This is a genomic window from Amycolatopsis umgeniensis (assembly GCF_014205155.1).
In the GTDB taxonomy this organism is placed as follows: Bacteria; Actinomycetota; Actinomycetes; order Mycobacteriales; family Pseudonocardiaceae; genus Amycolatopsis; species Amycolatopsis umgeniensis.
This window is the reverse complement of sequence record NZ_JACHMX010000001.1, coordinates 1,392,010-1,405,493: the sequence shown is the minus strand read 5'-3', so window position 1 is coordinate 1,405,493 and position 13,484 is coordinate 1,392,010. Positions and strand designations below refer to the sequence as shown.

Below are 13,484 nucleotides of genomic sequence, written 5' to 3'. Positions count from 1 at the left end.
TACTGACCGAAAGGGCAGCGCGGGGGTCAGGGCAGCTCGTGCATCGGCGCACCGAACAGAAGGCATTCCGGCGGCGCGCCCGCCGGGGCCCAAGCGACGCGATCGCAGATCTCGCGCGGGCAGCCGTGTCTCGTCTGCGAGCCGTCACCTCGATACGCGTGCGCGTCGCCGCCTTTGCCGTGACGGACGACATGGTCCAGCTCCACCTCGGCGCGGCGGGCGAGCTCGGCCTCGAGGGCGTGCCAGCCGTCCAGGGTGTCTTCCCCGGTGCGGGTCGACGCCGTCAAGTCGTCGAAATCCGGACGGAGCGAAAACCAGTTCGCGTCACCGGCGAGCCGTCGCAGCCGGGTGCACACGGCCGCCCATTCCTCACGACGAGGGTCTTGCGACATGCCACCTCCGGTGTTGCCGGGCGCCAGGATCTCGCTAGGGTGTCACCCTACGCAGGGGCGCCTCGCCGGGGAGGTTCAGGTGGCCGACGTCGAGATCTTCTCGGGAAACGTCGAAATACCGCCGGGCCGGAAAGGCATGATCTGGCACGCGTTGCACAGTATCGGCCGATCCGGGCAAGGCTGGCAGGGACCGGTCGAACGGATCGAAATCACCAGGGTGATGGACGGTGGCCGGAGCGGGGCCTTGGTCCTCGAGATCGCCTTGCTGGCGGGCGCGGAATACCGGCAGCGGGTGGTGAAGATCGGCCGCGCCGAGGAAATGGCGGCCGAGTTCGACAATTACCGGCGGCTGCTCGTCCCGTATCCGGCCGCGGTGTGCGCTCCCATTCAAGAGGCGACGCAAGGGGCCTCGGACATCGGCGGGAAGCGCGACGGTGAGATCGAGGCCGTCGTGTATTCGCACGTCGCCGACTACGCGGGCAAGCCGAGGACCACGGTGCCGACCCTGGAGGACCTCGTCCGGACGGCGCTCGCCGATCCCGCCTCGGTCTCGGCCGTCCGGCAGGTGATCCGGGATCTCTTCGCTCAGATGGCCACCCCTTTCCACAATCGCAGGGACGTCCTTTCTTCGCGGAGCTTGCGGGATCTCAACCCGACTTTGGGGCCCGATCTCGTCCTCAGTCCCGGCGAGGTGCTTGGAGATCCGATCTATCTGGAGGACGTTCTCGAAGTCTCTCTCGGCAACGGTGAGTTCGGTCCCGGGCAGGAACTGCGGATCGCGGACTCCGGAAATCCCGAAGTCCGGGTCGAACTGTCGGGGGACGACGACGGTTCCGCCCTTTCCGGACGGGTGATCCGGAGCAGGTTTTCCGGACAGCGTCACGCGCTCGACGGCGCTTTCGTTTCCCTGGAAAGGGACGAGCGCTCGGTCGTCGCGGACGGGGTGCGGACGGCCGATCCCGCCGATGGGCTGCGGCCCGCGCTGACCGAGCCACGATTCGGCAGGGTGCGCGGAGTCGTGCACGGTGATCTCAACGCCCGCAACGTGATGTGCGTCGAAGGCCGTCCGGTGCTGATAGATTTCGCGCGGACGGCCGAGGACCGTCCGGTGCTGTCGGACGCGGCGTGGCTCGAGGTCGGCCTGATGCGCGATGTCTTCGCCGGACTCCCGTACGCCGACCTCGTCCGGATCCAGCGCTTGCTCGCGCTCTCCACCCGCGTCAGGCCATTGGCGACGGACGTCGCCGAACTCGACCGGATCTTCGAGGAGTTCTTCGAAGGCCGGGCACTCGTCGCTTTTCAGATCCTCTCCGAGGTGCGGTCGGCGTCCCAGCGCCACTACCCGCTTGACGGCGCCTGGCTCGACTACGCGGCGGTGCTGCACTTGTCGGCGTACCGCACGGTGAAATGGGCATCGCATCCCGAACACGCGTTGCGCGCGACGCACGCCGTCGCCGCGGTGGCCACGGAGTGGCTGACGGCAGAGAACCCTTTCACCTCTTGGAGTCTGCTTCCCGAACTGTTCAGCAGGATCTCCCCGGAAGTCGACCTCGCCCGGCCGGGGGCCGCGCCGATGCTGACGGCACTGCTGACAGCCGTGGACGCGCGGAGTCCGGGTTTGGAGGCGCCGGCGGTCGACGAACTGCGTGATCGGTTCATCCGGACGCGTGATCTGGAGCGGGCGCGGGAGCTGATCGTCCGGCTTTCCCGCGACCACGGTGAATTCCCTCTGGCGGCCGATCACGAGGACTCGGCGGTGGTGACCGGCGGACCGGGGACCGGGAAGTCACGTCTGCTCAGGGAAGTGGCCTACTGGCGCGCCCTGGACATCGCCGGACCCGGGCCGGGCTCCGGCCCGTTGCGGTTCCCCGTGCTGACGACAGCGGCCGAACTCCTGGCGGATCCGGCGGGGCCGAGCCTGGAAACACCCCGGGAAGCGCTTGTGCTCGGCGCCGTCCACCTGCTGCTCGACGGTCTCGAAGAGATCCCGGCCGCGGGCTACGACCGGATCGCGGAGTGGGCCCGTTCACTGCTCACCCGCTTCCCCCGGGTCCGCCTGACGGTCGCCGCGCGCGACGGTGGCCGTGCGGCGGAGGCGTTCGGGCTCCCGGTGCTCAGGTTGGCCCTCTGGGACGAACAGGACATCACCTGGTTCCTCAGCAGACGTCCGCTCCAGGCGAGCATGCGGAAAGAGCTGGCGGCCACGCTCGCCGAGACGCATCGCGCCGATGGGGGAGCTCCTCCGGGGCTGGTCGCGATGCTCGCCGAGGCCGCGGCGGGAAGTCAGCCTTCCGTGTCGATCGGTGCCCTGTACGAGCACTATTTCGCGGGTGATCTGACCGAACAGGAGATCAAGGCGCTGGCCTCGGTGGCGGCCGCGGCCGTCGACACCGGCGAGCCGGTCCGGCCGGGTTTCGAGCTGGGCGGCCTGCTCGCGCGCGGAATCCTGGAATCGGGCCCGGAGGGCGTGCGCTTCCTCAGGCTCGCCGAGCGCGACTACTTCGCCACGCGGGCGTTGTCCGGTGACTTCGCCGAGGATCGGGCGCGGACCTTCGCGTGGCGTGACATCTGCGTCCTCGCGGCGAGGTCGCCGAGTACACCGGACGCCGTCGTGGACCGGATGGCGCGGAGCGTGGTCTCGGCGGATCCGCGGTTCGCGGCAAGGATGCTGGCGTTCCGGCCGGTGCTGGCGCTCGGTCAGGTGCCGGAGTGGAAAGCGTCGCTCACCGATCGCCGGGCGGGTTCCCATACGCATCGTTCGGTGGCGGAAGCCCTGCTGCTGACCGGGATCCCGCCCGCCCGCCAAGTACTTTCCGAGGTTCTCCACGACCCATGGACCCCCGCCTCGACCAGGCTCGAGATCCTGGAAGTACTCGAACTCCGCGCCAGGTCGGCGCCTTCCGACCCGATCTTCGGCGTTTGGGGCCGCTACGGCCTCGGTGAACTCCTGGCGGGGCAGTACCCGGCCGAAGTCCTGATCGCGGCCATCGCGGTGATCGACGCCGCGCGGATCAGGGGGCTCGAGGTGCTCCTGGCGGATTTGCTCGAGGCGGACGATTCGCAGCTCGCTCTCGCGGCCGATGGCGTCCTGCGCCGGCTCTCGGTCCTGGTGCCGCCCCGGCTGCGCAAGGTACGGGCCGAGCTGGCGGCACGCGGTCTTCGCGATCTCGAAGAGCGGCTTCCGAAGATGTCCGGCAGCAGGGGGATCCGGAAGGCGAACGAACTGCGGGTGAAGTCGCTGAAGTGGAAGGACTCCCCGGCGGATCTGATCAGCAGGCGGTTCTCCTATGGGATCGCTTACGAAGTCGGTGATCTGCTGTCCGAGGGCCCGTCCGAACCGCTGCCTCCGGACGCGCTTTCCCGATATCCGGCACTACCCGAGTCCGAAGCCGTCCTTCTGGCCCACCAGATGCTTTCCGGCGCTTCCCAGGACCGCGACGCGCTGGTCCTCCCCGTCCGGGCCACGTCACCGCTGCATCTGCTGCTGATCGCCGCGAACGCGGCGGCCTCGCCCATCGCCGTCGATCAGGTGGAGAAGCTGGTCACCGAACTCGCCCCCGTCGTCGAGGCCGACCGGATCGAAGGGCTGGCCGCGCTGTGCCACGCCGTGGTGCGAGCCGATCCTCGACGGGGATTCGCCGTGTCCCGGACCGCGGCACGAGTCCTCCGTGAACGCGAGCTGGCGGCACGGTTGTTCTGGCCGTGGAGCACGATGCTGGCCCACACCAGCCCGGCGCCGGACGAACTCGACCACCTTCTCGTCGCCGGTGTCGACGGCGCGATCGGGGAACTGGCGCTGTACGCGCCCTCATGGGACGGAACCTGTCACGCCGCGCTGCCGTTGAGCGCGGCCGCCTGTGAGGCCGTACTCGAGCGGCGTGACGACGACGGGGAGTGGGCACTCGCCGTCGCGGCGGCGAGGCTGACGAATGCGCTTCCCGACGTGATCGAAATCGCCGAAAACCGTACGCTCGCCACCGCGACGGAGACGATTTCGACGGGGCGTCACGGAATCGTCGAAATCGCTCCGCACGCCCGTGTTCTGGCGGCGCTGGGTCACTTCGCGCGGGAAACCGGCGAATACGCGGACGCGCACCGCGTGCTCACCGGCTTCGACGTCACGGGGCTGCATCCGACAGTCGAAGCGGGACGCTTGGCGGGGCTGGCTTTCCTGGGCGACTGGGAACCCTTGCTCCTCGCGGTGCGCGGCGACGGCGGGCCGCTGGACACCGCCTCCCGTCAGGCGATCCTGCACTGGGTGCCCGGTCCGTGCACCCCGGCCGAATCGCGCGACCCCGGGGAAATCGCGGCGAGACTGCTACGGTTCCTCGCCGTACCGACAATGAGACCGGAAAGACGGGCACTCCTCGAAGAACTAACCCACGAAGCGGAACGGAAGCACGGAAAACTTCTGACCCGTCCCTTCTGATTGGGCCGAACGGGGCGGGGCGTAACGCGCACGCTATTTCCCGCGAGCTTACTGGCGTGAAATCGGAAATCCGGGAAGGGCCGGGACCGGCGATGACCGTACGCGCTCCGATCCCGCCGGACCGAGGACTGTGCGCCGCGGTGAACCCCGGCACCTCCGCCGGACTCGTGCGGATCGGGACGGGACGAGCCTTCCGGCCTGGGGAAGTGCTGATGCGCGAAGGGGAATCGACGACTTTCGTCGTTCTCCTGCTGGAAGGCTGTGCCAAGGTGACAGCGACCACCGCCGACGGTGGCCGGGCGTTGCTGGCGATCCGGGGTGCCGGTGATCTGATCGGCGAACTGGCCGGTTTCGACGGGGAACCGCGTTCGGCCACCGTGACGGCGGTCGGACGGCTGTCCGCCCGCGTGGCGCCACGGGCCGAGTTCCACCGTTTTCTCGTGGAGCACCCGGACGCGGCGGTGGCGGTCAGCAGGCTGATGGCGGCCAAGCTGAGATGGTCGACGGATCGGCGGATCGACTTCAGCGGCTACGACGTCGCGGTGCGCCTGGCGCGAGTCCTCGTCGCCCTCGTCTCGACCTACGGCAGCCTCACTTCGCGCGGCTGGGAGATCGGTTTCCCGCTCACCCAGCCCGAACTCGCCGCGTTGATCGGCGCCGCCGAGCCGACCGTGCACAAATCGCTCACCGAGTTGCGGCACCGGGCGATCCTCGACACCGGCTACCGGCGGATGACCATCGTCGACCTGCCCGCGCTGCGGGCCGCCGCCGTCCTGCCCGCTTCCTGAAAGAGGGCACCGCCCGCCGAAACGAGCAGGCCGAATCCCGTGCCAGCACGGGGTCCGGTGGGAACACAACCGGCAAAGTGCTGCCGGTGAACGTCGAGGAATGGCCACCCGGCTCCCTGCTCGGCCTGCTCGGCCGCCGGAACAAAGAAGCACTGCTCGCTCTCGGTATGCCGATCAACTACCAGGCGCACCAACGTATCGTCCGCCAAGGCGAGTCGGCGCAGCACACCGTCCTCATCCTCGCCGGTCTGGTCAAGATCGTCGTCGACACCGAACGCGGCAAGGACGTGGTGATCGCCGTCCGGGGAGCGGGCGACCTGCTCGGGGAAATGGCGGCGCTCGAACGGCGCCCCCGTTCGGCGCATGTGATCGCGTGCGTCCCGGTGCAGGCGAAAGTGATCCACAGCCCGGATCTGGTGGAGTTCCTCGAACGCAGCCCGGAGACGTGCCTTGCCTTGGCGAAGGTGCTGAGCGAACGCCTGCGCGGCTCGGACCGCCGAGGGGTCGATCTGATCGCTTGCCCGGCACCGGTCCGGATCGCGAGGACGTTGCTGGAGGTCACGCGCAGATGGGGCGAATCGCCGATGACCGGCCGAGGTCTCGGAATCCCGTTGTCCCAGAAGGACATCGCCTCACTGGCGGGAACCGGCCTGAGTTCGGTGGAGAAAGCCTTCAGGCTCCTGGAGGAAGCGGGCGCGCTCGACAGGCTCTATCGCCGCGTCCTGGTCACCGATCTGAGCAGGTTACGGCGGTTCGGCGAACTTTCTGACGAGATCCCGTACTAGTACGGGGTCACCCGGCGCGTTGTGTCACACAGTGGGGCCGTCATTGTTCCGCCACCGCCAAACGATGGACTTTGCCCCGCGTCCGGGCGCGTCCGTCCGGGCGAAGGCGTTACGCGCAGACCGCGCCGAAAGGGTTCTTGATGCCGGCTCCCCGCGACAGCTTCCAGATCATGCGCAAGGTGGTCAGCAAGTTCGATCCCCGGCGAGCGGGGCCGGGGCCGGGGACGGAGGTCTTCGCCCGTGCCCGTCCCGAGACCGTCCGGGTCACCGAGAGGTACTACTACGAGCAGGAGATCTCCCACAACTCGGAGAACGGTGCCGCCGAAGACCCCACCGGGCAGCTCGAGATCGTCGTCCCTTTCGACGGTGCGGACCATTTCACCCGTGAGGCCTGCGACGACGTCGCCGCCGCCTTGCTCAGGCAGTCGCCCGACGAGGCGGTCAGCGCCCTGATCGGGCACGTGGTCTTCGCGGGCCACCAGGAAACCGATCTGGCCGACAGGCTCGGTCTCGACGACTCCTACGGTTCGTTCCCGATCCGGGTACCGGTGTCCGGACGGGGCAGCCCGGGCGGTGTCGAGGAGTTGAGCACCGACAGGCACGCCTGCTTCATCAGCCACGACTACACGCCCACGCCGCCCGAACTGATCCCGATCGGGGTCTCGGCGCATCTGCTCGACCCGGACACCATCAGCGACATCCACGCGTTTTCGATGAGCGGCACGGATACCGCGGATCTGTCGAAACTCAGTCAGCAACCGAATTTCCAATCGTTCCTCTGGCTGGTGATCCAGGTCAGGGTGGTCCTGCCGTGGAAGAAGGAGGAAAACGACGAACAGAATCCTTCGCGGCCGGCCGTGGAACGGCGCCCGCCGCGTCCGGTGGTCGAACGGGTCTCGATCGACTGGCCGTCGATCACGTCCCTGCACGCGCTCAGTCTCGTCTTTCCCGACCGGGGAGCCGATCCCGTCCCGATCACCTACAACCCCGTGGACCGGAGCATCGAGTGGCGGAACGTCCCCATGCGCAAGGACACCCCGGCGAAAGGCCGCAAGGACGAACTCGTCTTCGTCACCGAACCGATGGTCCTCAAGATCGAACAACCAGGTGAGCTCTATGAACAGAAGAATTTGGACGGCCGCGTCGAGGTCAAGCTCCCCGGCTTCTTGGTGTCGGGTACGCGGAGCAGGCTTTTCGACGGTACCGGCCGGATGGACGAACGTGACGGCGACGAGCAGGAAGACACCCGGCACCAGGGTGACCGCAAGGGCCACAAGGAGGTCAGCTGGATCACTTCGCGATTCCGGCTCGTCCTTTACGACGCCTTCGCGCGCCGCCCGCTGAGGCCGCATCAGCACCTGCACTTCGACGACGTGATCCCGGACGAGGCCCGGATCGCCGACATCGAGAACGCGCTCCGGACGAGGGGGTTCACCGTCCACTTCGGAGCGAAGCAGCTGAACGGCAAGAAGCAGCAATGGGAAGGCACGGCGGATCGCTCCGAGGGACCGGAGAGGATGAAGCTGAGACTGTTCGTCGAAGGCATGATGTACGACACCGAGCGACGAGTCCATCGCGGCGGCCAGAGCCAGAAGAAGATCCTCGCGAGTGGCGAGATCCTGCTGTTCATCTCCGGCGAGCTGCCGGGTACGAGCCAGGCGATCACCCGGGAGATGAACGCCCTGCACGCCATCATTTGGGAACGTTTCGCCAGGGCCCGCTGAACCAGTACGAGAGGACAGCCGAAAGATGTCGATCGAGATCCGGGCCCGCGCACCACGCCCCCGGTGTCATCGCTGTGGTTCGCGGGAAATCGCGGCCTTGTGCCACCATTGTGGCCGTCCGCTGTGCCGGAAGCACAGCTCGAAGGACTTCGTCACCAGTGAATTCGACGACCTGGGAAACCCGGATTCGGTTCCCCAGCACTGTGAAGAGCACAAACACGTCGTCAAACCGCCGATCGTCCGGTTCATCAAGGCCGGGGCGGCGGTGGCCGCGCTGGGCGTCGTGCTCATGTTCCTCTGGGTGCCCGGCGGCCTGATCCTGCTCCTGGCCGGGCTGGCGGGCGGAGCACTCGCCTGGCACGAGAACCGCAGCCGGTTCAACGCCGCGGTGGCGAGCAGACCGCCGCTGCCGGTCGAGCCGAGCATCGATTCCGTGCGGGTGCGCGAGGTCGTCCGGGGCAACCTCACCCTCGACGAGAGCGGGAACTACCACAGTTCGATGACCCCGGTCGAAGGCGAGATCACCGTCGACATGACCTTCGGCCGGACGGATCAGAACCGTCTCGGCACCTACCGGGAGAAGTTCCGGCTCGGCTCGGAGCAGGACGTCGAGTTCTCCGCCGGATACGCGGTCCTGACCGGCCGCGCGGGGCTCCAGTTCGCCGATTCGCGGTACGCCCCGCCGGTCCTGCCGCTGGCCGGTCGCGTGAGCGAGCATCCCTTCCTGTCCGCACAGGACAGCCGGGCCGGTGCCAAATGGCGGTTCAGGCTGTCCCACCGCATTTTCGGTGGCCTCGACATCCACGAGATCCCGCTCTGGCTGACCCCGGCCCTGGTTCCCGAATCCGATCAGCGGGCCCTGCAACTGGACCTGCAATGGCTGGGCGACTGGCTTTCGGAGGAGGCGAGTCTCCACGCCGATCGCGTGGAGCGGCTGACCCTGTACGTCCCCGTCGGCTGGGGGAACGTCGAATCCGCTTCCGAGTACCCGACCGTGGGCAGGCACGCGGATCCGGTCACCGGCGGACGGCTGATCGAATGGAAGCAGCTTTCGCTCGGCGAAGGCGCCGACCACCGGCTCACCCTGTCGGTCCGGTTCGAGAACACGATCGAGCTGAGCGACGTGATCACCGGTTCCATGGTGGTCTCGTTCAACGGTGCCCTTTCCGGGATCAAGAACATCGACTTCTATCCGCCGATGGGCGGGCCGTTGAAGAAGGAGAACCGGGACAGTTCGGTGAAGACCGAGGTCACCGCCGATCTTTCGCTGAGCCTGTCCGGGGTGCGTTATCAGGACAGGCGTGTCGTACCGGATCAGAAGAAGGACGATCTCACCGAGCGTCCGGAAAGCGTCTCCTTCCCGGGGGTGATCCCGGATCACTCGACGCTGATCGCGTTGACGGACGCGATGAGCGAGAACGGTTACTACGTCAAATACGTCGTCGGTCACTCTCCCCGGAACGGGGACCAGGTGAACGCCCTCAAACGGGCCTGGGACGTCGGCGGCCGGCTCTACGAAGGCGTGTACCCCGTCGACTTCTACGTCGGGCTGGCGGGCGACGAGATCTACGGCGGCGACATCCACGCTGTCGCGGGCAGCAGCAAGGTGCGGCTTTCGGTCAACGGTGCCTACGCGACCAAGGAAATGGAAGACCGCATCAAAACCGTCTGGCACAGCCTCACCGACATCGTCAGCGAGACACTCGAGCTGCGCAAGGGGCCCGAACCGAACGGCCGGGCCGCGGAAGCCCCGTACCGGCCCCGGCACAGCGGGCCGGACGACACCGAGCGGACCACCGGGACCTCGGAGCTGCAACGGCGCAGGAAGGATCTCAGGGACGCGGTGATGGACGGGCGCATTTCCGAACAGCTCTTCCGGCAGCTGGACGCCGAACTCGACAGCGAACTGGCGGGGGCGGACCAGCATTCCCGATGGGACGAGGAGGACTGAGATGGTCTGGAAATGCGGTGACTGCAACACCCGCGAGGGCGAGGAAGAGGTGGTGATCGACGCGGTCTGTCATCACTGCGGCAAACCGCTGTGCGGAAGGCATCAGAAGGTGGTGGAGACCGACGAGGGCTTCGCGGAACCTCGTTCGGACGCGCCGGTCTCGGTGATCCGGTCGGCCGTGCACTGCGAAACCTGCGTCCAGGCGCACCATTCACGGGCGACGTTCTTCGAAGGGGTCTGAGTATGATCACGGCGGAGGTGCTCGCCGGCGAGCTGAACGCCGGCCGGGCGACCGACCTCACCCTCCTGCTGGCCAACAACGGCGACCGCGTCTGCACCAACATCGTGTTCACGCTCAGGCTGCCGCCTTCGTTTTCGGCCGTGCGCGGGAGCAAGGAGCTCAAGGTGCCCAGTCTGGCGCCGGGGGAAAGCCGGAGCGCCGTGGTCCGGGTCCGCCCCTTGAGAGCCGGTTCCTGGACTGCGGGCGCGAGCTTCTCGTACCGCGACTTCCGTGGCGTGGCTTGCCGTGTCCCGGATTTCACCGCGCCGCTGCTGGTCGCTCCCGCGGTCGAGGAGATCAAGGTGCCGCCGCCGCGCTTCGAGATCTCGCTCGCCACGCCGGTGCTGGCCCATGGGGAATGGGACATCCTGCGCGGGTCCTTGACGAACATCGGCACCCAGCCGATCAGCTGGGGCGAACTGACCTTGAAGGGCCCGTTCGCCTTGGACCCCAATCGGCCTTTCGTCGAACTGGGCAGCGTGCCGCCCGGTGCCAAGGAACCGTTCGACTGTCACGTGCTGGCAAGGGAAGCCGGTCGCGAGGTTCCTGTCCACATCTCGGCGCGCTGTACCGACAAGGCCGGGCAGCGGGCCGAGATCTCCAGGAGATTCACGGTGCAGGTCAGCCACGCGGAGAAGGCGGGCCCGGATCAGATCCGGATCCTCTATCTCTCCGCGAATCCGGACAGCGAGCAGCGGCTCCGGCTGGCGAGAGAAGTCCGGGACATCAAAGAGACCTTGCGCAAGGGCGCCCATCGCGATCGCTTCGAACTGGACGATCACGGTGCTCTGCAGCCGAGGGATCTGACGCAGGCGTTGCTCGATCACAAGCCGAGGATCGTGCACTTCTCCGGGCACGGTGACGAGGACGGCCGGTTCCTCGCCGAGGACGCGGGTGGCGGGGAACGGCCGCTTCCGGTGGCCGGGGTCGCCGCGTTGTTCGCGGAGCTGAACGAAACGGTCGAGTGCGTCCTCGTCAACGCGTGTTACAGCGAGACGATGGCGAAGGCGTTGTCCGAACACATCGACTACGTGATCGGGATGCGCACCTGGATCGGGGACCAGTCCGCGATGGACTTCAGCGTGGGCTTCTACCAGGCGCTGGCTGCCGGACTGGAGATCGAACCGGCCTACGGGATCGCCAGGGCGTCGATGATGGCAGGCGACGTCCACGGCCGCGGCGGGGAGGTCCCGGTGTTGTTCCGCAAGGAACGCTGAGGGTGGAGGGGCGTGCCGGGATGAGCGCTTAGCATCCCGGCACGTACACCCTGGCCCGTTCGGCGAAGTTCTTCTCCGGTATCCGTACCTCGACGGGGTCGAAGCTCGCCGGGTCCAGTGACGCCGCGCCGTCCGCGATGACGTCGGTGAACAGCACTTCCGAAACGATCAGGGCGAAGTCCGCGCCGCTTTCCCGCAGGAGCGCGGCGCGGACCTGCGCGCTGTCGAGCAACCGGTGCACGGCGATCGGCGCGTACCCGATCCAGCCGTTGACCCCAGCGGCCACATGCCCGCGGTGAAGGGCGACGCGCAGCCGAAGCCGGGCGTGCGCGCTGAGGTCAGCGTTGGTCGAGGCGAGCGCGGTCCGCAAGCCGGTCACGAACCGGGGGATGACCACCGACTCGTCGATTCCGGCGGGGAGGATCGCGAACTGCCCGTCACCGGAATGCTGGAGGTCGACGTCCGCCTCGCGAAGGCCCGCGTGCCCCCTGGCGTGGACGAGCGCGTCGAGGAGCCGTTGCTGTGACCGGGCGGCTTCGCTGGTGGTGAACCGGCTGTAGGACTCGGTGTCCACCGCGACGCACAGCCGTACGGCCGGTGTCGCGAAACCTGTCGCGGGAGTCGCGGCGCCCGGGGCGACGGTGGGTGCCCAGCCTTCCGGTGGCCGGGTTTCGAACCGGATCGGCCGGCAGCCCCCGTGCGCGCGGCGCGGACGGCCACGACCGGTCAGGACCGTGGCGTCCAGCCGGACGAAGCCCGACAACGTCGTCAGATCCGCGGGGGCGCACAGCGTCGCCCGCACCGTGCCGGCAGGCGGTATCGGCGTGAGCCCGAGTGGATCGCCGAGCAGCCAGCCGCAGCCCCCCGGCGGTTCGCCGACCGCCATCGGACCGCCCGGCGCGACGGCCTCACCCGCCGCTTCCGGCACCCGGACGCGAGGATCGTCGAAACCCATGACGAGATGTGCCGCCACGAACGGCAGGTCGCTCCGCGCCTGTTCGAGGGAGAACCTGCCGTGTACCTCGAAGTACCCCATGTCGGCGGCCGGGTCGGCGGGAGGGGGCACCGGACGTGTCCGCGGGAGGTCGAACCGGACGCCGCCGAGGCGCGAGGCGCCGCAGACGAGGTCCGCCGCCGCGGAACCGGTGCCGCTCACCGGAGCGAGGGGAGGTCGGCGGTGAGCCTCGTCGATCCGGCGAGGAACGCGCTCTGCGGGGCGATGAGGGCGCGGCCGAGGCGGCCGTGCGCGATGTCGGCGAAGCCCGCGCAGATCACCCCCGGCCGCTCTTCGTCGTGACCGGCCTCGACCAGGTCCCGGCGCAGCCGGATGGCCGCGGGCGTCCGCATCGCCAGTTCGTACACCTCGAAGTTCCGGAGCTGCAGGTACGGCTTCCCCGGCACCTCGCTGGGCCCTTCGCGGACGGTCCGGATCGGGTCGAAGGTCAGCGACCCGATGGACGATCCCGGGGAGCCGAGGCCGACCTCGGACATTTCTTCCCGCAATTCCCGGCGCAGGCATTCGGTGGCGCTCTCCCGGTACGCGGCGGTGTCGAACCATTCCTGGAACGCGCGCAACGAGTCCGCCGGCAGTATTCCCCGGAGGTCGCCTTTCATCCGGTTGGCGCCTTCGACGGTGCGATCGGGCTGGAATCCCCAGGATTCGAGGATACGCACGGCGGGAGGGTGGATCTTGAGCACACCGCCGGGCGGTCCGTACGAACTGGGTCTCGCGGGTGAGTCGAACAGGACGTACCGATCGTCGTCGGTCACCCTGAGCAGGGCACTGAACGAGACCCGTATCGGGTGACGCCGGTTCTTGGCTCCGAAGACGGCTCGAAACGCCACGATCAGCTCCTCCCACGCTGCCCCCTCCACGATGTCACAGAGCGAGGGGAAGGCACAGCGACAGGACGAGACC

The 13,484-nt window shown here is 68.1% G+C and carries 10 protein-coding genes; 7 read left to right on the top strand and 3 right to left on the bottom strand.

Annotated features, from left to right (window positions below):
• Positions 1 to 26: 26 nt before the first annotated feature.
• On the bottom strand, positions 27 to 392 hold the full coding sequence (locus HDA45_RS05955; protein WP_184892622.1) for a hypothetical protein: 366 nt from the start codon (positions 390 to 392) through the stop codon (positions 27 to 29).
• A 79-nt stretch (positions 393 to 471) separates the two neighbouring features.
• Here HDA45_RS05955 and HDA45_RS05950 point away from each other — a divergent pair, with 79 nt between their 5' ends.
• The 7 genes from HDA45_RS05950 (at position 472) to HDA45_RS05920 (ending at position 11,566) form a co-directional block, all read left to right on the top strand.
• Positions 472 to 4,821, top strand: a complete 4,350-nt coding sequence (locus HDA45_RS05950; protein ID WP_184892620.1) for a hypothetical protein — start codon at positions 472 to 474, stop codon at positions 4,819 to 4,821.
• A gap of 92 nt (positions 4,822 to 4,913) precedes the next feature.
• The gene (locus tag HDA45_RS05945; RefSeq protein ID WP_184892618.1) at positions 4,914 to 5,609 is read left to right on the top strand and encodes a Crp/Fnr family transcriptional regulator; all 696 of its coding nucleotides are present in this window, start codon (positions 4,914 to 4,916) and stop codon (positions 5,607 to 5,609) included.
• Between the two features lie 86 nt (positions 5,610 to 5,695).
• Complete coding sequence (locus HDA45_RS05940; protein WP_184892616.1) at positions 5,696 to 6,394, top strand: cyclic nucleotide-binding domain-containing protein; 699 nt, start codon at positions 5,696 to 5,698, stop codon at positions 6,392 to 6,394.
• A gap of 140 nt (positions 6,395 to 6,534) precedes the next feature.
• Positions 6,535 to 8,118, top strand: a complete 1,584-nt coding sequence (locus HDA45_RS05935) for a hypothetical protein (protein ID WP_184892614.1) — start codon at positions 6,535 to 6,537, stop codon at positions 8,116 to 8,118.
• A 25-nt stretch (positions 8,119 to 8,143) separates the two neighbouring features.
• Positions 8,144 to 10,069 (top strand): PHD finger domain-containing protein, encoded by a 1,926-nt coding sequence (locus HDA45_RS05930; RefSeq protein ID WP_184892612.1) that lies wholly within the window; start codon positions 8,144 to 8,146, stop codon positions 10,067 to 10,069.
• A gap of 1 nt (position 10,070) precedes the next feature.
• On the top strand, positions 10,071 to 10,310 hold the full coding sequence (locus tag HDA45_RS05925) for a hypothetical protein (RefSeq protein WP_184892610.1): 240 nt from the start codon (positions 10,071 to 10,073) through the stop codon (positions 10,308 to 10,310).
• A gap of 2 nt (positions 10,311 to 10,312) precedes the next feature.
• The gene (locus HDA45_RS05920) at positions 10,313 to 11,566 is read left to right on the top strand and encodes a CHAT domain-containing protein (protein WP_184892608.1); all 1,254 of its coding nucleotides are present in this window, start codon (positions 10,313 to 10,315) and stop codon (positions 11,564 to 11,566) included.
• Positions 11,567 to 11,594: 28 nt separating this feature from the next.
• Here HDA45_RS05920 and HDA45_RS05915 read toward each other — a convergent pair whose 3' ends face one another.
• Both HDA45_RS05915 and HDA45_RS05910 read right to left on the bottom strand, forming a co-directional pair.
• Complete coding sequence (locus HDA45_RS05915; RefSeq protein ID WP_184892606.1) at positions 11,595 to 12,722, bottom strand: hypothetical protein; 1,128 nt, start codon at positions 12,720 to 12,722, stop codon at positions 11,595 to 11,597.
• Positions 12,719 to 13,411: an SMODS-associated NUDIX domain-containing protein gene (locus tag HDA45_RS05910; protein ID WP_184892604.1), complete on the bottom strand. Its 693-nt coding sequence runs from the start codon at positions 13,409 to 13,411 to the stop codon at positions 12,719 to 12,721. Before HDA45_RS05910 ends, HDA45_RS05915 begins: the two co-directional genes overlap by 4 nt.
• Between the last annotated feature and the right edge of the window lie 73 nt (positions 13,412 to 13,484).